Source organism: Bacillus sp. MT94 (assembly GCF_058792475.1).
The window spans coordinates 67,688-86,461 of record NZ_JBXAEZ010000011.1 but is presented as its reverse complement, the minus strand read 5'-3'; the positions used below and the strand labels follow the sequence as shown (position 1 = coordinate 86,461).

The 18,774-nt window shown below is 36.2% G+C and carries 15 protein-coding genes, 2 tRNA genes, 1 pseudogene and 1 riboswitch; of the genes and pseudogenes, 12 read left to right on the top strand and 6 right to left on the bottom strand.

The features are described 5' to 3' along the window. The first annotated feature begins 77 nt into the window (after positions 1 to 77). The 11 genes and pseudogenes from AC1Q51_RS26520 (at position 78) to AC1Q51_RS26470 (ending at position 11,683) form a co-directional block, all read left to right on the top strand. Positions 78 to 149 (top strand) — tRNA-Gly (locus AC1Q51_RS26520). A gap of 10 nt (positions 150 to 159) precedes the next feature. Beyond that, positions 160 to 232, top strand: a tRNA-Ala gene (locus tag AC1Q51_RS26515). A 116-nt stretch (positions 233 to 348) separates the two neighbouring features. Beyond that, positions 349 to 1,494: a glycerate kinase gene (locus AC1Q51_RS26510; RefSeq protein ID WP_097925513.1), complete on the top strand. Its 1,146-nt coding sequence runs from the start codon at positions 349 to 351 to the stop codon at positions 1,492 to 1,494. A gap of 210 nt (positions 1,495 to 1,704) precedes the next feature. Then, positions 1,705 to 2,598, top strand: coding sequence for an arginase (rocF, locus tag AC1Q51_RS26505; protein WP_000711581.1), 894 nt, complete (start codon positions 1,705 to 1,707; stop codon positions 2,596 to 2,598). 248 nt (positions 2,599 to 2,846) lie between these two features. Beyond that, the gene (gene cdaA / locus AC1Q51_RS26500; RefSeq protein ID WP_001115694.1) at positions 2,847 to 3,668 is read left to right on the top strand and encodes a diadenylate cyclase CdaA; all 822 of its coding nucleotides are present in this window, start codon (positions 2,847 to 2,849) and stop codon (positions 3,666 to 3,668) included. Next, complete coding sequence (locus AC1Q51_RS26495) at positions 3,661 to 5,142, top strand: CdaR family protein (RefSeq protein WP_097925515.1); 1,482 nt, start codon at positions 3,661 to 3,663, stop codon at positions 5,140 to 5,142. The genes cdaA and AC1Q51_RS26495 overlap by 8 nt, the downstream gene beginning before the upstream one ends. Continuing rightward, a complete protein-coding gene (gene glmM, locus AC1Q51_RS26490; protein WP_000521476.1) occupies positions 5,135 to 6,481 on the top strand; it encodes a phosphoglucosamine mutase in 1,347 nt (448 codons plus the stop codon). The genes AC1Q51_RS26495 and glmM overlap by 8 nt, the downstream gene beginning before the upstream one ends. Before the next feature lie 288 nt (positions 6,482 to 6,769). Then, positions 6,770 to 6,956, top strand: a pseudogene (locus AC1Q51_RS26485) (hypothetical protein). A gap of 12 nt (positions 6,957 to 6,968) precedes the next feature. After that, positions 6,969 to 8,771, top strand: coding sequence for a glutamine--fructose-6-phosphate transaminase (isomerizing) (glmS, locus tag AC1Q51_RS26480; protein WP_000334155.1), 1,803 nt, complete (start codon positions 6,969 to 6,971; stop codon positions 8,769 to 8,771). 273 nt (positions 8,772 to 9,044) lie between these two features. Beyond that, on the top strand, positions 9,045 to 11,009 hold the full coding sequence (locus AC1Q51_RS26475; RefSeq protein ID WP_139213342.1) for a S9 family peptidase: 1,965 nt from the start codon (positions 9,045 to 9,047) through the stop codon (positions 11,007 to 11,009). A gap of 107 nt (positions 11,010 to 11,116) precedes the next feature. Then, complete coding sequence (locus tag AC1Q51_RS26470; protein ID WP_000147403.1) at positions 11,117 to 11,683, top strand: DUF4256 domain-containing protein; 567 nt, start codon at positions 11,117 to 11,119, stop codon at positions 11,681 to 11,683. Positions 11,684 to 11,755: 72 nt separating this feature from the next. Here AC1Q51_RS26470 and AC1Q51_RS26465 read toward each other — a convergent pair whose 3' ends face one another. After that, the gene (locus AC1Q51_RS26465; RefSeq protein ID WP_061660795.1) at positions 11,756 to 12,262 is read right to left on the bottom strand and encodes a DoxX family membrane protein; all 507 of its coding nucleotides are present in this window, start codon (positions 12,260 to 12,262) and stop codon (positions 11,756 to 11,758) included. Between the two features lie 157 nt (positions 12,263 to 12,419). Continuing rightward, on the bottom strand, positions 12,420 to 13,721 hold the full coding sequence (locus tag AC1Q51_RS26460) for a DUF5068 domain-containing protein (protein ID WP_000038602.1): 1,302 nt from the start codon (positions 13,719 to 13,721) through the stop codon (positions 12,420 to 12,422). A 439-nt stretch (positions 13,722 to 14,160) separates the two neighbouring features. Between AC1Q51_RS26460 and AC1Q51_RS26455 the strand changes: the two genes are divergently transcribed. Continuing rightward, positions 14,161 to 14,937 carry an SDR family oxidoreductase gene (locus AC1Q51_RS26455; RefSeq protein ID WP_002094237.1) on the top strand — a complete coding sequence of 259 codons (777 nt, stop codon included), beginning with the start codon at positions 14,161 to 14,163 and terminating at the stop codon, positions 14,935 to 14,937. A 37-nt stretch (positions 14,938 to 14,974) separates the two neighbouring features. On the opposite strand, the gene AC1Q51_RS26450 is transcribed toward AC1Q51_RS26455, so the two are convergent. The 4 genes from AC1Q51_RS26450 to AC1Q51_RS26435 form a co-directional block, all read right to left on the bottom strand. Next, the gene (locus tag AC1Q51_RS26450; protein ID WP_061660792.1) at positions 14,975 to 15,643 is read right to left on the bottom strand and encodes a methionine ABC transporter permease; all 669 of its coding nucleotides are present in this window, start codon (positions 15,641 to 15,643) and stop codon (positions 14,975 to 14,977) included. Continuing rightward, positions 15,618 to 16,658 carry a methionine ABC transporter ATP-binding protein gene (locus AC1Q51_RS26445; protein ID WP_016084002.1) on the bottom strand — a complete coding sequence of 347 codons (1,041 nt, stop codon included), beginning with the start codon at positions 16,656 to 16,658 and terminating at the stop codon, positions 15,618 to 15,620. The genes AC1Q51_RS26450 and AC1Q51_RS26445 overlap by 26 nt, the downstream gene beginning before the upstream one ends. Positions 16,659 to 16,670: 12 nt before the next feature. Continuing rightward, the gene (locus AC1Q51_RS26440) at positions 16,671 to 17,483 is read right to left on the bottom strand and encodes a MetQ/NlpA family ABC transporter substrate-binding protein (protein WP_097925016.1); all 813 of its coding nucleotides are present in this window, start codon (positions 17,481 to 17,483) and stop codon (positions 16,671 to 16,673) included. An 85-nt stretch (positions 17,484 to 17,568) separates the two neighbouring features. Then, positions 17,569 to 17,683, bottom strand: a riboswitch (SAM riboswitch). A 79-nt stretch (positions 17,684 to 17,762) separates the two neighbouring features. Further along, positions 17,763 to 18,671, bottom strand: coding sequence for an NAD(P)-dependent alcohol dehydrogenase (locus AC1Q51_RS26435; protein WP_097925014.1), 909 nt, complete (start codon positions 18,669 to 18,671; stop codon positions 17,763 to 17,765). Positions 18,672 to 18,774 lie beyond the last annotated feature (103 nt).

Sequence of the window (18,774 nt, the reverse complement as noted above, 5' to 3'; positions counted from 1 at the left end):
CATTAGCTCAGTTGGTAGAGCATCTGACTTTTAATCAGAGGGTCGAAGGTTCGAATCCTTCATGGCTCACCATTTTCGCGGAAGTAGTTCAGTGGTAGAATACAACCTTGCCAAGGTTGGGGTCGCGGGTTCGAATCCCGTCTTCCGCTTTATTACTAAGGGGCCTTAGCTCAGCTGGGAGAGCGCCTGCCTTGCACGCAGGAGGTCAGCGGTTCGATCCCGCTAGGCTCCATCTAAATAGAAAAAGCTTACATCATATGATGTAAGCTTTTTTGTGTTTAAAAAGACAACTTTTATATTTATCGTTTAAAATGAAGAAAACGTAAAAATAAGGGATGGGGGATAATTGTGAAAGTTGTTATTGCATCTGATTCATATAAAGAAAGCCTAAAAGCTATAGAAGTATGTGAAGCTATTGAAAGAGGTTTTAGAGCAATTTTTCCTAATGCAAAGTATGTGAAAATACCAATTGGAGATGGAGGAGAAGGGACGGTTGAATCGCTTGTTGATGCTACAGGGGGGAGAATTATATCAATTAGTGTGACAGGACCGCTTAGAGAAAGTGTGCAAGCTTTTTATGGCGTGTCTAAAGATAAAAAGACAGCGTTTATTGAAATGGCAGCAGCATCAGGATTACAGCACGTTCCAGTTGAAAAGCGAAACCCACTTATTACAACGACAAAAGGAACAGGAGAACTTATATTACATGCGCTAAATCAAGGGGTGGAGTACATAATTTTAGGACTTGGAGGAAGTGCTACAAATGATGGTGGGGCAGGCATGTTAGCAGCTTTAGGAGTAAGATTTATAAATGATAAGGGTGAAGTAATAGATCCATCTGGAGGTACGTTACATTCGATTGTTGCTATTGATTTTTCACAAATGGACCCACGCTTAAAGGGGGTAAAGATAGAAGCGGCATGTGATGTGGATAATCCATTAGTCGGAATGCAGGGAGCATCTTTCGTATTTGGGAGACAAAAGGGTGCGAATATAGAGATGATGAAAGAGCTAGATGAGAATTTAAAACATTATGCGAATATCCTTAAAAGATATGTATCTTCTGATGTATCTGAAATACCTGGTGCAGGGGCAGCAGGAGGAATGGGGGCGGCTGTTATTTCAGTGCTAAAGGGAGACTTGCGAAGGGGCATTGAAATTGTATTGGATTATACAAATTTCGATAAACATATAGAAGATGCAGATCTCATTATAACTGGTGAAGGTAGAATAGATGAACAAACTGCATATGGGAAGGCTCCTGTTGGTGTTGCGGGGCGTGCGAAACGTTTTTCTGTGCCTGTAATTGCCATTGGAGGGTCTGTATCATCTGATTATTCAGCCGTGTACGAGAAAGGAATAGATGCGGTATTTAGTATTACAACGAGACCGATGACACTAGAAGAAGCATATAGAGTAGCAGAAGAAAATATTGAAATGACAACGAAGAATATTGCAACAGTATGGAAAATAGCGTCAGAAAAACACTTCTAAATGTAGGGGTGTTTTTTTATTATTATTTAATAATAGTGATTGTGATTGTTTCATTAAGTTAACTTTATACATAGAATAGTCTTGAAATTTGATTTTGAACGTGAATATAAGTGAATAATTTGTATATCCATACAGAAAAATGTCGAGTTGAGTCAGACTATATAAAAGATTTAAAATATTTAGTGAAGGCACAGAAGGGGGATACTATCTATGAAAAAAGAAATCTCAGTTATTGGAGTTCCAATGGATTTAGGGCAGATGCGTCGTGGCGTTGATATGGGACCGAGCGCAATCCGTTATGCAGGGGTAATTGAAAGAATTGAAGAAATTGGATATAACGTTAAAGATATGGGAGATATACGTATAGAGAGAGAAAAAGAGATAGATGAAAATACAAAATTAAGAAACCTTACACAAGTTGCAACTGTATGTAATGAATTAGCAAGTAAGGTGGATCATATTATAGAAGAAGGTCGTTTTCCACTTGTATTAGGTGGTGACCATAGTATTGCTATCGGTACATTAGCTGGTGTAGCAAAACATTATAAAAACTTAGGTGTTATTTGGTATGATGCACACGGTGATTTAAATACAGAGGAAACTTCACCATCTGGAAATATTCACGGTATGTCACTTGCAGCAAGTTTAGGTTATGGACATTCTTCACTTGTAGATTTATATGGAGCATATCCAAAGGTGAAAAAAGAGAATGTCGTAATTATCGGTGCGCGTGCATTGGATGAAGGAGAAAAAGATTTCATTCGCAATGAAGGTATTAAAGTGTTCTCAATGCATGAAATTGATCGTATGGGGATGACGGCTGTTATGGAAGAAACAATCGCATATTTATCTCATACTGATGGTGTACACTTATCATTAGATTTAGATGGTCTTGATCCTCATGATGCACCAGGTGTTGGGACGCCTGTAATTGGTGGTCTATCTTATCGTGAAAGTCACTTGGCGATGGAAATGTTAGCAGAAGCGGATATTATCACATCTGCTGAATTTGTTGAGGTAAATACGATTTTAGATGAGAGAAATAGAACGGCAACAACAGCAGTTGCTTTAATGGGTTCTTTATTCGGTGAAAAACTAAAATAAATGTAAGAAAAGCAACTGAGAAGTTGCTTTTTTTATTTGAAAATAGGCGTATAATAATGATTTATATTATACTGTAAGATAAAAATGTTTGACATCTTACCAATTTGAGCTAAAGGGGGTTGTTTGTAATTGTCGTTTGTTTCATGTATGGTATAATTAACTAGTTGTTGGAAATACATACAGATAGAGCATAAAACAATATTTCAATATATGGATAGAATTGCTCGTAAGTAGGAGGAAGGGATAGCATGCCTTTTGAAGATACGACCATTTTGAAATATCTTAGTACGGCATTAGATATTGCCATTGTATGGTTTATTATATATAAGCTGATTCTCATAATCCGAGGGACGAAAGCTGTTCAACTTTTAAAAGGGATTACAGTTATCATTGTCGTTAAGATGATTAGTATTTTCCTTGAATTGCATACGTTATCTTGGCTAACTGAACAAGTATTAACATGGGGATTTTTAGCCGTTATTATTATCTTTCAGCCAGAATTGCGAAGAGCACTTGAGCAGCTAGGGCGCGGGAGTTTATTTTCGCGTGTTGGACCGCATGAGGATGATGAACCTGAAATGGTTGCAACAGCGATAGCAAAAGCAACCGAATATATGGGGAAACGTAGAATAGGTGCATTAATTACTTTGTCAAAAGAGACCGGTATGGGTGATTATGTGGAAACGGGTATTCCGCTGAATGCAAACGTATCATCGGAATTACTTATTAATATTTTTATTCCAAATACACCTCTTCATGACGGAGCGGTAATTATGCAAGGAAGTACAATTAAAGCAGCAGCATGCTATCTTCCATTATCAGAAAGTCCGTTTATTTCTAAAGAATTAGGAACTAGGCATCGTGCTGCAATGGGAGTTAGTGAAGTTACTGATAGTATTACAGTAGTTGTGTCTGAAGAAACTGGTCAAATTTCTTTAACGAAAAATGGTAAGTTGCATCGTGATTTGAAGACAGAACAGCTGAAGGATATGTTATTAGCTGAATTTAGTGGGAACGAAAAAACGACTTCTTCGTCTTTATGGAATTGGAGGAGAAAGCGTCATGGATAAGTTAATGGAGAATCATTGGTTTTTAAAAGGGATCTCATTACTATTGGCGTGTATGCTTTTTATGTCAGCGACGTTAACTGAGAAAAATACGACATCAGGTATATTACCTTTTGCAAATGATACGAAAGAAACATTAACTAATTATGAGATTAATCTTAAGTATGATGAGGAGAAATATATTGTAAGTGGTATTCCAGCAGAGGGCGTTAAGGTGAAGTTAGAAGGCCCAAAAGCATCAGTTGCTACAGCAAAAGCAAAAAAACAATTTGACATACCAATTGATTTGCGAGATAGTCCAAAAGGAACTTATGAGATTTCTTTAAAAACGAACGGGCTTCCAGACGATGTGAAAGGAACAGTTCAGCCATCAACAATTAAAGTTACTCTTCATGAAAAGGCGAGAAAATATGTTCATGTAGATTTGAAATTATCAAATGAGGATCAAATGCCAGCGGGGGCTACTCTCGAAAAATCAAGCATTAAACCGGATACTGTTGAGGTAGTTGGGACGAAAGAAGAAATTGAAAGCATTTCATCTGCCAAAGCGTATGTTGATTTAAAAGGTGTTAATAAAACTGTTACAAAAACGCCCGAAGTTACATTATACAATAAAGAAGGAAAACGTTTAAATGTAAGAACAAGTCCATCTAAAATTAGTGTAACGTTGAATGTGGCAACGCAAACTACAGCCAATAATACTGAAAAAACTGTTCCTGTAACGTATACGAAGAAGGGGAGTTTAGCAGAAGGATTGGCAGTTACAAATATCAGTGTCGAGCCGAGAGAGGTAACGATAGCTGGTCCAAAAGATATTTTGGATAATATACAATCGCTAGAGGGGGTCGAAGTAGATCTTAGTCAATTGACAGAGTCTACAACATTCGATGCCTCTGTTTTATTACCCAAGGGTGTAACCAGTGCAAAACCGAATCAAGTGAAGGTTTCAGTGGGAGTGCAAAAAACAAAACAAACGAAAACAAAAACGATTGATGGCATCCCAATCCAAAAAAATGGACTTTCTAAAGATGTTACGGCTCAGCTAATTTCGCCGCAAGATGGAAATATAAGTGTTGATATTTCAGGAGAAGCAAGTATAGTAGATAAAATAACAGCTGCCCAAATCACAGCGGTAATTAATTTGCAAAATGTATCTTCAGGGACGAAAGATATTTCTATTCAAGTGAGTGGTCCTGGTAATATTTCAATAGAGCCAAAACAAAAAAGTGCTAAAGTTACTATTGTAAAGAAAGAAAAACCAGATAAAGAAGTACAGGGTAACGGTCAACAACCGGATTCAAACACCAATCAAGAAAATCAAAATGAGAAGCCAAAAAATCCTGAATCCAATCAAGAAAAAGAAACGGAACAGGAAAATAATCAAAATCAAGATAAAGATAAAGAAAATAGTCAAGAACCAACGGTAGATAACCATAATCAAAAAGAGCAAGAAAAAGGAGCGAATCATAATGGGTAAATATTTTGGTACAGATGGAGTACGTGGAGTTGCAAATAAGGAGTTAACACCTGAATTAGCTTTCAAAATTGGGCGTTTTGGTGGTTATGTATTAACAAAAGATACAGATCGTCCAAAAGTAATTATCGGTCGTGATACACGTGTATCTGGCCATATGTTAGAAGGAGCTTTAGTAGCAGGTCTATTATCAACTGGAGCAGAAGTAATGCGCCTTGGCGTTATTTCTACACCGGGCGTTGCTTATTTAACAAAAGCACTAGATGCACAAGCAGGTGTTATGATTTCTGCATCTCATAATCCAGTACAAGATAATGGTATTAAATTCTTTGGTTCAGACGGCTTTAAATTAACAGATGAGCAAGAAGCTGAGATTGAAGCTTTATTAGACAAAGAAGTTGATGAACTACCACGTCCGACAGGTACTAATCTTGGACAAGTGAGCGATTACTTTGAAGGTGGACAAAAATATTTACAGTACATTAAACAAACTGTTGAAGAAGATTTCTCTGGCCTACATATCGCTTTAGATTGTGCACATGGTGCAACTTCTTCTCTAGCTCCATACTTATTTGCAGACCTAGAAGCTGATATTTCAACAATGGGAACTTCTCCAAACGGTATGAATATTAACGAGGGTGTAGGATCTACACATCCAGAAGGCTTAGCTGAATTGGTAAAAGAAAAAGGTGCGGATATTGGACTTGCTTTTGATGGCGATGGCGACCGTTTAATTGCTGTAGACGAAAAAGGAAACATCGTTGACGGTGATCAAATTATGTTTATTTGTGCGAAGTACATGAAAGAAACTGGTCAATTAAAACATAATACAGTTGTTTCAACTGTTATGAGTAACTTAGGTTTCTACAAAGCACTTGAAGCAAACAATATTACAAGTGATAAAACAGCAGTTGGTGACCGCTATGTAATGGAAGAGATGAAACGCGGTGGTTACAACTTAGGTGGAGAACAATCAGGCCATATTATCTTACTTGATTACATTACAACTGGTGACGGAATGTTAAGTGCACTTCAACTTGTAAACATCATGAAAATGACGAAAAAACCATTATCTGAGCTTGCAGGAGAAATGACGAAATTCCCACAATTGCTAGTAAACGTTCGTGTAACAGATAAAAAATTAGCATTAGAAAATGAAAAAATTAAAGAAATTATTCGTGTTGTAGAGGAAGAAATGAACGGTGATGGCCGTATTCTTGTTCGTCCATCTGGAACAGAGCCACTTATTCGTGTAATGGCAGAAGCACCAACACAAGAAGTTTGTGATGCATATGTACATCGCATTGTAGAAGTTGTGAAAGCCGAAGTTGGCGCTGAGTAATTAGCTGAATTTATATGAAAAAGGAGCACAAAAAGTGCTCCTTTTTCATATGTTTTATAGACGATGAAAAAAATTTCATTGACGGTTTATCCATGTTTGTTATAAGATGGTCTTGTTCTTTTTCTCAAAGGAAATATTGTAAATTATAAAAGCGCCAGAACTACAAATAGTGTAGTTGACGAGGTGGGGTTTATCGAGATTTCGGCGGATGACTCCCGGTTGTTCATCACAACCGCAAACTTTTACTTAAATCATTAAGGTGACTTAGTGGACAAAGGTGAAAGTGTGATGAGAGAAGAGGAACGGATGAAAACTAGCTGTATAAGTATATACGGACTTAAACCCAATCGAGAGGAAGGTGAAAGCCGTTACAAGCTTACAGGGCTAGCAATATGTAATCCGTTTTTTTAGTATAAATAAAAATGGTATCGGACTATGTCGTTACATGTTCGCAGAGCAGTGTAAGCATTTGTAACGGCGACTAAACATGTGTGGAATCGTAGGATTTATTGGAGAGCAAGATGCAAAGGAAATTTTATTAAAAGGTTTAGAAAAGCTAGAATATCGTGGATATGATTCAGCAGGTATTGCAGTACAAGCAGAGAACGGTGTTGTTGTATACAAAGAAAAAGGCCGTATCGCAAAACTTCGTGAAATCGTAGATGAGAATGTAGCAGCAAGCGTAGGTATCGGACACACACGCTGGGCTACACACGGTGTTCCAAGTAAAGTAAACGCGCATCCGCATCAAAGTACATCAAAACGCTTTACACTAGTTCATAACGGTGTAATTGAAAACTATGAATTAGTGAAAAAGGAATATTTACAAGATGTAACGTTCGTAAGTGAAACAGATACAGAGATTATCGTACAGCTTATGGAACAACAAGTGAGCACAGGATTAAGTGTAGAAGAAGCGTTCCGTAATACGCTATCTCTTTTACATGGCTCTTATGCAATCGGATTACTTGATGCTGAAAATCCAAACATGATTTATGTTGCTAAAAACAAAAGCCCGCTATTAGTAGGTGTTGGTGACAACTTTAATGTTGTGGCGAGCGACGCTATGGCGATGTTACAAGTTACAGATCAATTTATTGAGTTAATGGATAAAGAAATCGTAATCGTAACGAAAGAAAGTATTACAATTAAAAACTTACAAGGTGAAACGATTGAACGTGCACCGTTTACAGCGGAATTAGATGCAAGTGATATTGAAAAAGGAACATACCCTCATTTCATGCTTAAAGAAATCGATGAGCAACCACTTGTAATCCGTAATATAATTCAAAAGTATCAAGATGAAAATGGCGAGATTGAATTAAATCAAGACATTCGCAATGCGATTTTAGATAGCGATCGTATTTACATCATTGCATGTGGAACGAGCTATCATGCAGGTCTTGTTGGAAAACAATTTATCGAGAAGTTTGCAAAAATGCCAGTTGAAGTGCATGTAGCAAGTGAATTCTCTTACAACATGCCATTATTAACAGAAAGACCATTCTTCATTTACATTTCACAAAGTGGTGAAACTGCTGATAGCCGTGCAGTACTTGTACAAACAAATGAAATGGGTCATAAAGCATTAACAATTACAAACGTGCCTGGTTCTACTCTTTCTCGTGAAGCTGATTATACACTTCCGTTATATGCTGGACCAGAAATTGCAGTTGCATCAACGAAAGCTTACACAGCACAGCTTGCAGTACTTTCAATTTTAGCAGCTGATATTGCTAAAGCAAAAGGTGAAGTTCTTGATTTCGATTTAACACACGAACTAGGACTTGTAGCAAATGCAATGATAGAACTTTGTGATCAAAAAGAAGAAATGGACGCATTAGCAAAACAATTTTTAGCGACAACGCGTAACTGTTTCTTCATCGGACGTAGCGTAGACTTCTACGTAGGATTAGAAGGTGCGTTAAAACTAAAAGAAATCTCTTACATCCAAGCAGAAGGATTCGCTGGAGGAGAGTTAAAACACGGTACAATCGCTTTAATCGAAAATGGTACACCAGTTATCGCACTTGCTACACAAGAGCACGTAAACCTTGGAATTCGCGGCAACGTGAAAGAGGTAGTAGCACGCGGAGCTAACCCATGTATCATCTCAATGAAAGGCTTAGAAATGGAAGGAGACAGCTTCGTATTACCAGCTGTACACGAAGCACTAGCACCGCTAGTAGCAGTTATTCCATTACAACTTATTTCATACTACGCAGCACTTCACCGCGAGTGTGACGTTGATAAGCCACGTAACTTAGCTAAGTCTGTTACTGTTGAGTAGGAGATTGGTAGGTTAATAAATATAGTTGTAGCTTTAAAATAAATTTACAAATTTGCACCCCTTTAGATATTTTATCTAAAGGGGTGTTTTTGTGTCGAAAAATAACATCTAGAATTGGTAAGTGGATAGAACCCTATAGATTAAAGTTTTACTTTATCGAATTCACTTTTATTTATCTGAATTTTCCATTATTATTTTAAGTATTCATGAACAATTTCTTTGATTACGACAAAAAGAGACGAGAGATTTATGGACATTTCAGGGGGGATATTGATGAAAACGATTAAAAAAACATATCTAAGTATAGAAGAGGTTATTTCATTACCAACCTTATCAAGTACAAACATAAGTGATGATGGTAAAAACGTAGCATTTGTAAAGAAGACGGCTGATTGGAAAGACAATACATATAGGAATCATGTATGGATATATGAAAAAGATAAGAAGCAGAGTTACCCATTATCAAATGGGGATATAGATAGTACACACCCATTATGGTCTCCGGATGCTAAGTGTATCGCATATCTTAGTCCAGTTGGTGATGGGAAAAATCAGATATTTGTTAAGTCGCTAGATGGTTATAGCGAGGTTCAAATTACTGATGAGAAGGAAGGAATTAGTACATTCAAATGGGATCCTGCTGGTAAAGGTTTTTATTATGTTGCACAGTCAAAAGAATGTGAGGAAATAAAGAAACGTAAGGAATTATATGGAGATTTCCATCATGTAAGTAAAGAACACCAGAATAATTGTTTATATTACATTGAAATAGAAAAGGTGATACAAAGTGATACAGATGAACACGAGAACAGAGTTGTTTATCGATTAACTGATGGTAAGGATTTTCATATCCATGAATTTGATATTTCAAATGATGGTAAAAAGGTTGTATTTATGGCGACACCAAGCTCAAATATGGCAGATTATATAAATGGAGATCTATACATACTCCATATTAAAGCTGGAGAGCTACAAAAGCTGAATGTGGATAAATTGTTGGGAGGGAGTGTTTGCTTTTCTCCAGAGGGCAGCAAAATTTGTTACTCAGCAAGCATAAGAGAGAGGGATTACTATAGAAACTATATACAAGATAGTACGTTAGAGATATATGATATTCATAATGGAGAGCTAATTCAACCTTTAACAGATTTTGATAGTACGGTTATGCCATTACAGTGGACAGCTAAAGGGATTTTAATTAGATGGCAGAATAAAACGAATTATCTTATTGGGTTGCTAGCTGAAGATGGAACTGTGGAAATACTAAGCGAAAAAGTAGATGGCTTTATAATGGATGCTTCTATAACAAAGGATGGCAAATATATATCCTACAATAAGGCAATAACAAATGAAACCTTTGAAATCTATTTAGACGATGAAAAAATAACGGATGAAAATAGCTTTTTCAAAGGGAAACTTAAAAGTAACAGGGAAATCATCTCATGGAAAAGTAGTGATGGTCTTGAAATAGAAGGGGTTATATCCACCCCAGTAGAGTTTGATATAAATAAAAAATATCCTTTATTAGTAGTAATTCACGGCGGTCCGGCTTGGGCATCTTTTCCGATATTTTCAGACTGCTTCAATGAGAAATATCCGATTGAACAGTTTGTTGAAAAAGGCTTTATCGTTTTAGAACCAAATTACAGAGGAAGTTCAGGTTATGGTAATGAATTTTTAAAAGCTAACTATAGAAAACAGGGGATTGCTGACTACGATGATGTTATATCTGGAGTGGATGAACTAGTAGAAAAAGGGATGGTAGACAAGGATAGAGTAGGAGTTATGGGATGGAGCAACGGTGGATATGTATCAGCTTTCTGTTCTACATTTAGTAGTCGATTTAAAGCTATTTCAGTTGGCGGTGGAATCACTAACTGGAGTACCCATTATGTAAATACAGATATACCTTACTTTATTAGAATGTATTTAGGAAATACTCCATGGGATGATCCAGAGATATATACGAAGACATCACCTATGACGTATATTGAATCAGCTTGTACGCCTACCTTAATTCAGCATGGAGAAAAGGATGCAAGAATTCCAATTACAAATGCATATGATCTATATCAAGGATTAATGGATATGGAAGTGGATACAGAATTAATTATATTTAAAGGAATGGCATATAGTCCTAATCAGCCGGGAATGAATGTAGCTATTATGAAGCAGAATTTGATGTGGTTTTCACACTATATTCTTGGAGAAAGTATGGAGGGTTTTAGAACTTTATAATGGATGTTTGTACAACACATAAGGCTGAAACGGTCTTCATCTTGAGATGATTTATTATAAAATATATACTTAAACTAATATCTGTACACACATCAGGGAGGACTAATATGACAGGAAATAAAAATGACTTACTAGTAGAAAAACGTCAAGAGTTATTGAAAGTATTGCAAGCTCGTTTTGAGAAAAATATGAACCGCCATGAAGGTCTTGAATGGGCTAAGGTTGAAGCTAAGATAGAAGCTAATGCTGAAAAATTATGGTCACTTAACGAAATGGAAGTAACTGGCGGTGAGCCGGATGTTGTCGGTTATGATGAAGAAAAGGACGAATATACTTTCTATGATTGTTCAAAGGAGAGTCCTAAAGGCCGCAGAAGTCTTTGTTATGATCTTGAAGCGTTAGAATCAAGAAAAAAACATAAACCAGAAAATAATGTTATTGATGTTGCAAATGCTATGGGCATTGAACTATTAACGGAAGAACAATATCGGGAATTGCAACAACTTGGGGATTTTGACATGAAATCATCAAGTTGGGTACAAACACCTTCAGATATTCGAGAACTCGGTGGTGCTCTATTTTGCGATTATCGCTTCGGACATGTTTTCGTGTACCACAATGGAGCAGACTCTTACTATGCTGCCAGAGGTTTTCGTGGCTCGTTAAAAGTTTAAATTAGGATAAATAAGAAAAAGAGCCTATACTCAGGCTCTTTTTCTTATTTATATTTTAAAAGTAAACTGTTACTACGCAGTTTTACTTAATTTATATGTTCCGTGGTTATTTTTACGGAAAAGTTTAGGGAAAACATAGTCATCTAATCCAATACGTCCAGCGTTTTGCCCTGCAACTAAAATGAACATAGTTAAAATAAGCAGATTTGGGTTTACACTAACAGTTCCGCTTAATAAAAATGAAAGATTCATTATGATTCCGAAAAATGCAGCTGTTTTTGTTAATCCGCCTAAAATTAAACCTAGACCTACTAAAATTTCTCCCCATTGAACTAAAAAGCTAAATAGGTCTGCGTTTGGAAGAACAAAATTTTGAAGAAAATCTGCCCACCAACTTTGTACTGCAGGATGGTCACCTGATGCTTGAGCGATAGCGCCCTTTAGAAAACCACTTGCATCAAAAGATTGTCCGAAAACTTTACCTATCCCAGCAGCGAGCCATGCATATCCTATGTAAAATCGTAAAAATAATAATATGAAAGCAGCACGTTTATCAGTTCTTAAAAAATTGATAACCATTGAAATCCCTCCAATATTCTATTTACATGTTTATTATATATCCATTGTGAAAAAATTCACAATGGATAAAGTGTGAACAAAAATGGTGTTTTTATAAAATGAAAAAGGCATATAACAATCATATGTTATATGCCTTTTCTATTATATATTTATTAATTTATTTAGGTAATGTAAATTTAGCTTTTTTACCTTGTGAAATATCTTTAGCTTCTTTATTTCTCATAGGTCCTAACTCAATCTCAAAGCTTTTGTCTTTCCAAATCTTTTCATACTGCTCTTGATCTAAAATATATACTTGTAGTAACTCTCCAGATGTTCCTGTTTTGACTGAAGCATTATAGTCATAATTTAATAGCATACCTTCATTAATCGTATATTGTGTACCATCATTCACTCTCAATGTAGAGCTTATAGGAGACAGTGAAACGTCTTGAGCATCTTTGTTATCAAGCTTGAATTTTACTGTTAACAGAACAAGACCGTTTTTAAAATTTGCAAAGCGTGGAGCTTCGACGGAATTTGGTGTGAATTGAGTGAATTGGTATCCGTCTAATGTAACATTAACAGCGCCTAATTCTTGATTGTTATTAATACTTGATTTCTCTTTTAACATTTTTTTATCGCCCATGTTATTAGCTGTAGCTTTATCTTGGTAGAAAGTATTATCTGTTGCAACTTTTTCAGCACCCTGTTTGTTTAAACTTAATGAAAAGCTTCCAGGATTTCCGATTGGAGCATCAAATTTTCCTTTATTAGCTTGTGCAGTTGGGACTGTGACTGAGACTGTTGAGAGACTTGAAATTTTCGCTAGATCATCTTTTCCGAATGGATAAGCGATATAACCAGAAATAGTTTCTCCTGCTTTTACTAAGTAATCATTCGTTGGAGCAAGTTTAGTTGGGAGCTGATCTTCTTTTGGAATTAAATCTTTATAGTTACTATATGCTTTCTGCGCGCCAGTAAATGACATGTCCAATGCTGGCATATAATAAATATCTTTAGCTGAACTATTTTTTACGCTGTAGTTCACAAGAATAACTCCGCCTTCTGTTTGACGATTAAACGGAATATCGAAGTTTGTATGGAATCCATTTAATTCAACTAATGTGTAACTATTCATTGATACTGAAACATCTTCAGCTTTATAGACTTGTGGTTCTTTATTTTCAAAAAGAACTTTTGTTTTACCACCTGTTTCTTTTTCCATATAGGAAATCAGCTTAGAGTAGTCGCTTGATCCAGTAGCTGTATTTTCAGGCTTTTTATCTTCAGTTTTTTTATCTTCGGATTTTTTTTCAGTAGGTTTACTTTCTTTCGTTGTATCTGTTTTTTCCGTTTTGCTTTCTTTTGTTGCATTCTCTTTTTGTTCTTTATTTGTCGTATCGCTTTGACCACAGCCGGTTATTACAAAAGCTGCTACGATTACTGCAGAAAATAAAGAAAGTAATTTTTTTGACATATTTCTTCCCCCTATTTGTTTAAAACTAAATTCTCACATTAGCCCCACGTTTTATTATAAGAAGGTTAGTCAATATTTGCCAGTATTTTTCTGATTATTTTCATTATTTATTATATTATAATATAATAAATTCGATAGAAGTTTGGAATGGAATATTGGTTTTTATTTTTTTATCATTTGAAATAGTACATCATATTGGTATGATAGAAACAGAGATATATGGAAAGGAGACAAGGACTCGATATGTGGATGAACTTGTAATGATTAGAAATTGGATAGATGAATTTTTCTCTCATAAGTGAGGGTTTATTTAGCTATTTGTAAATCATGCAAGGACTGCATAGTTGGCTTGTACATCCCTTTTGTAAGGACAGAGGTCTAGGTGGGGAAATTTATATCTCTTATATAAAATATGCGTCCTTTAAACTTGGAGGAGTATATGATGAACCAATTAAAAAATAAAGTAGCAGTTGTTACAGGCGTAAGTCGTCTAGACGGTATAGGAGCAGCGATTTGTAAAGAATTAGCTGAGGCAGGATACGATATATTTTTTACGTATTGGACGGATTATGATAAAGAGATGCCTTGGGGCGTTGATAAAAATGAACAAATACAATTAAAAGAAGAGCTATTACAAAAAGGTGTTAGAGTATTGAGCATGGAGTTAGATTTAACTCGGAATGATGCACCGAAAGAGCTTTTAAATAAAGTTACTGAACAATTAGGGTACCCTCATATATTAATTAATAATGCAGCATATTCTACGAATAATGATTTCTCTACGTTGACTGCTGAAGAATTAGATAAGCATTATATGGTTAATATTCGTGCGACTACATTGCTCAGTAGTCAATTTGCCCGAGGATTTGATAAGAAATCTGGTGGTAGAATTGTTAATATGACTTCGGGGCAATTTCAAGGTCCTATGGCAGGAGAACTAGCTTATGCGACAACGAAGGGAGCTATTGATGCTCTTACTAGTACGTTGTCAGCAGAAGTAGCTCAATTAGGAATAACAGTGAATGCAATTAATCCAGGACCAACCGATACAGGATGGATGACTGAAGAGATAAAACAAGGGTTAAAGCCGATGTTTCCTTTTGGCAGAATTGGTGAGCCAAAAGATGCAGCTAGACTCATTAAATTTTTAGTAAGTGAAGAAGCTGAGTGGATTACGGGGCAAGTTATTCATTCAGAAGGCGGATTTAAAAGATAAAAAGAAGGTATCTCACCCTGGTGAGATACCTTCTTTTTTAATCTTTCTTCAGTCTTCGTGCAACCCCATTACCTAAAGACTGTAATCCTTGAACGAGGATAATTAGAATAAAGACGGTTGCATACATTACTTCAGGTTCATAGCGTAAATGTCCGAAGCGATATGCTAAGTCCCCTAGCCCGCCAGCACCTACAAGACCAGCCATTGCTGTTGCGCCGATTAAGCCAATCGTTGCAATTGTTAATCCAAGTACAAGGGAGGGACGAGCTTCTTTAACCATGACGTGCCAAATGATTTTTATAGTAGAGACTCCCATCGCTTGATAGGCCTCAATAACCCCTCGATCTACTTCTAGTAAGGCTGTCTCCATTAAACGTGCGATATAGGGAGCTGTGAAGACGACAAGTGGTACGATAACACCTTGCACGCCAATGGATGTTCCCATTAGAAACTTTGTAAAAGGTAAGATGAAGAATAATAGAATGATAAATGGAAGAGAGCGAATGATATTAATAACTGTATTAAGAATAGGATAGATGATTTTATTTTCACGCTGCCCACCAGGTCTCGTTAAAACAAGTGTGACGCCAAGTGGCAGTGCAATAAGGAGTGAGATGAGTAATGAAATAGATGTCATTTGAAAGGTTTGAATTGTGGCTTCCCATATGACTTTACCCCATTCATCCAAAAAGGACTTGTTTCCCATAATCTGTTCTACCTCCTTCTACGATGATTCCTTGCTCTTGTAAAAATGATAAAGCACGGTGGATTTCATTTTGTTCTCCTTGCATATGAACGACTAGTTTCCCATATGCTTCATGTTTTAACTGCGTAATATTACCGGATAAAATATTCGGATACACTTGGAAACGTTTTGTGGCAACAGCTAAGGCAGGTTCACCTGAAGTAGTGCCAATAAATGAAAGTGTTACAATTTCTCCAGTATTCTGTAGTTCTTTCTGTACCTCTTCTGGAATTTTAGCTGCAAAGGCGCTATTTACAAATTTCTTCGTTGTTACATGTTGTGGGTTTGTGAAAATATCTTTCACAGTCCCGCTTTCGACTACAGATCCATGTTCCATAACGGCAACGCGGTCGCATATACGTTGGATAACGTTCATTTCGTGTGTAATGAGTAAAATCGTAATTCCAATTTCTTCGTTAATCTTTAATAACAAATCAAGAATAGAATCAGTTGTTTCTGGATCTAAAGCGCTCGTTGCTTCATCACTTAATAACACTTCAGGCTCATGTGATAGTGCACGTGCAATTGCAACGCGCTGTTTTTGACCGCCAGAAAGTTCACTTGGATAAGCATCTTTTCGATTGAAAAGATCGACAATGCGTAAATATTTTTCTACCCTTTTTTTAATTTCCGCTTTTGGAATGCCAGCAAGGCGTAAAGGTAATGCAATGTTTTCATAGATGGTAACAGTTTTAAGTAAATTGAATCCTTGAAAGATCATTCCGATTTTTTGTCTCGCTTTTGCTAGTTCTTTTGTCGATAACGTTGTTAAGTCTTGTTCGTTTACAATGATATTTCCTGTCGTTGGTTTTTCTAATAAATTTACACATCGAATCAATGTGCTTTTACCAGCGCCGCTATACCCAATGATTCCAAATACTTCGCCTTTTTCTACTTTAAGGGAAGTAGACTTAAGAGCCTCAACAGTCCCTTTTTTTGTTGAAAATACTTTGGATATGTTTTTTAATTCAATCATTATCGTCAGCTCCTACCAAGATGGTAAAACTGAACCATCAAATTTTTTCTCGATAAACTCTTTTACTTCTTTAGATTGATAAGCTTTCTTTAATTTGTTTACAACGGCATCATCTTTATTTTCAGTACGAACAACGACCCAGTTCACATATGGTGAATCTTTTCCTTCGCGGAAAATAGAATCTTTCGCTGGACTTAATTTTGCACCTAATGCAAAGTTTGTGTTAATTGCAGCTGCTTTCACTTCACTTAGTTGCGTTGGTAATTGAGATGCCTCTAATTCGACAATCTTTAATTTTTTTGGATTTTCAATTACATCTTTTGCAGTCGCTTTTTCTGTAGCCTTTGGATCAACTTTTAAAACCCCTGCTTGTTCAAATAATTTTAAAGCTCGCAGTTCATTCGTTGGGTCATTTGGTACAGCAATTGCATCGCCCTCTTTTAAGTCTTTTACATCTTTTATATCTTTAGAATATACGCCCATAGGGAATGTTACTGTTGAAAATACTTCAGCTAATTTCATATTGCGTTCAGCTTTAAATACATCTAAATACGATTTTGTTTGGTAGCTATTTACATCAAGGCTTTTTTCATCTAAAGATACGTTTGGCGCTACATAATCATTAAATACTTTTATATCAATTTCGAGGCCATCTTTTGCGGCAACTTCTTTTACCTTTTCAAAAATTTGTTCATGCGGCCCACCTGTTACACCGACAGTAATCTTTTTCTCGTCTAATGCTTTTACCTCTTTATCTGAACTCACGCTACATGCGCCTAATAATAATACTGCTCCGCTTACAATGCTTAATAATACCTTTTTCATCTATAAATCCCCCTTCATATACGTTCCAAAATAAAAAGCACCTCCCAAAAATAAGAGAGGTGCCGAATAGACGAAATAGATTCCTCTCTTATCTTCCAAAACGAAAACTCGTTTTGCAGGAATTAGCACCTTAGCTTATACGTCATAAGCTCGGTTGCCGGGCATCATCGGGCCAGTCCCTCCGCCACTCTTGATAAGAGTATGTGTATGTAGTTTTGAATATGGTACTAATAGTAAATCGTACAAAAAAAATTGTCAATGATATTTTCAGAATATATTTTATTTTAAGGTAATTGAAACGTTTCCTTTCTTATGGCCCATTTCTACATACGTATGGGCTTCTACAACTTCTTCTAATCGGTAAGTTCTATCAATAACAGGTTTTAGCTTTTCTGTTTCAGCTAGTTGTTTTAGTAGATTCATATCTTCTTTACTGACCTTTGCCATCATTCCGTTCACAGATACATATTTTCCATTAGGCATTAATGCATCTGTACAAAGAGACTTTTTATATTTTCCAACTGCGTCAAATATAATATCGTAGTGATCGCCCCGCTTAGTAAAATCTTCTTTCATATAATCAATTACGTTGTCTGCCCCTAAAGCTGTTACTAAATCGAAATTCGAACTACTACAAATGGCTGTGACAGTCGCCCCGAAGTATTTAGCAAGCTGTATGGCAGCTGTCCCTACTGACCCAGAGGCGCCGTATATAAGTACTTGTTGCCCTTTTTTTATCTGTCCTTTTCTAAGGAAGTGCAATGCTGAAGTTCCGCCAAAAGGAATAACGGCAGCTTCTTCATATGTCACATTGGTAGGTTTTAATGCTATTAATCCACTTTCATGCACGCATGTATATTCCGCATAACCACCAAGGTTTAGTTCTGTTAATGCAAAAACTGGATCTCCTTTTTTAAATTGTGTTACATCTGATCCAATGTCTTCGATTTCACCGGATAACTCTACGCCAAGTATAGGTTTTCTCGGTTTTCTGAAACCTAATATGATCCGCATAGGAATCCAAAATAAGAGGGGGCTATTAAAGCCACGTATTCTACAATCTCCAGTCGATACACTTGTTGCGTGAATTTTAACTAATACTTCATTTTTCTTAGGTTTAGGCTTTTCTATATTGTGAAGCTGGAGAACATTAGGTGGTCCATACTTTGTGCAAATAATAGCTTTCATAATGACCTCCTGAAATGAGTTGTTATTATTTACATCATATTTAAACTTTTTCTCAAACATGTTGCTATATAGGAAATAAATTTAAAGAAGAATATTACGAATT

Coding starts and splice junctions, on each gene's coding strand:
- rocF (WP_000711581.1), top strand. CDS start 1,705: ATGAAAAAAGAAATCTCAGTTATTGGAGTTCCAATGGATTTAGGGCAG.
- cdaA (WP_001115694.1), top strand. CDS start 2,847: ATGCCTTTTGAAGATACGACCATTTTGAAATATCTTAGTACGGCATTA.
- AC1Q51_RS26495 (WP_097925515.1), top strand. CDS start 3,661: ATGGATAAGTTAATGGAGAATCATTGGTTTTTAAAAGGGATCTCATTA.
- glmM (WP_000521476.1), top strand. CDS start 5,135: ATGGGTAAATATTTTGGTACAGATGGAGTACGTGGAGTTGCAAATAAG.
- glmS (WP_000334155.1), top strand. CDS start 6,969: ATGTGTGGAATCGTAGGATTTATTGGAGAGCAAGATGCAAAGGAAATT.
- AC1Q51_RS26475 (WP_139213342.1), top strand. CDS start 9,045: ATGAAAACGATTAAAAAAACATATCTAAGTATAGAAGAGGTTATTTCA.
- AC1Q51_RS26470 (WP_000147403.1), top strand. CDS start 11,117: ATGACAGGAAATAAAAATGACTTACTAGTAGAAAAACGTCAAGAGTTA.
- AC1Q51_RS26465 (WP_061660795.1), bottom strand. CDS start 12,262: ATGGTTATCAATTTTTTAAGAACTGATAAACGTGCTGCTTTCATATTA.
- AC1Q51_RS26460 (WP_000038602.1), bottom strand. CDS start 13,721: ATGTCAAAAAAATTACTTTCTTTATTTTCTGCAGTAATCGTAGCAGCT.
- AC1Q51_RS26455 (WP_002094237.1), top strand. CDS start 14,161: ATGATGAACCAATTAAAAAATAAAGTAGCAGTTGTTACAGGCGTAAGT.
- AC1Q51_RS26450 (WP_061660792.1), bottom strand. CDS start 15,643: ATGGGAAACAAGTCCTTTTTGGATGAATGGGGTAAAGTCATATGGGAA.
- AC1Q51_RS26445 (WP_016084002.1), bottom strand. CDS start 16,658: ATGATTGAATTAAAAAACATATCCAAAGTATTTTCAACAAAAAAAGGG.
- AC1Q51_RS26440 (WP_097925016.1), bottom strand. CDS start 17,483: ATGAAAAAGGTATTATTAAGCATTGTAAGCGGAGCAGTATTATTATTA.
- AC1Q51_RS26435 (WP_097925014.1), bottom strand. CDS start 18,671: ATGAAAGCTATTATTTGCACAAAGTATGGACCACCTAATGTTCTCCAG.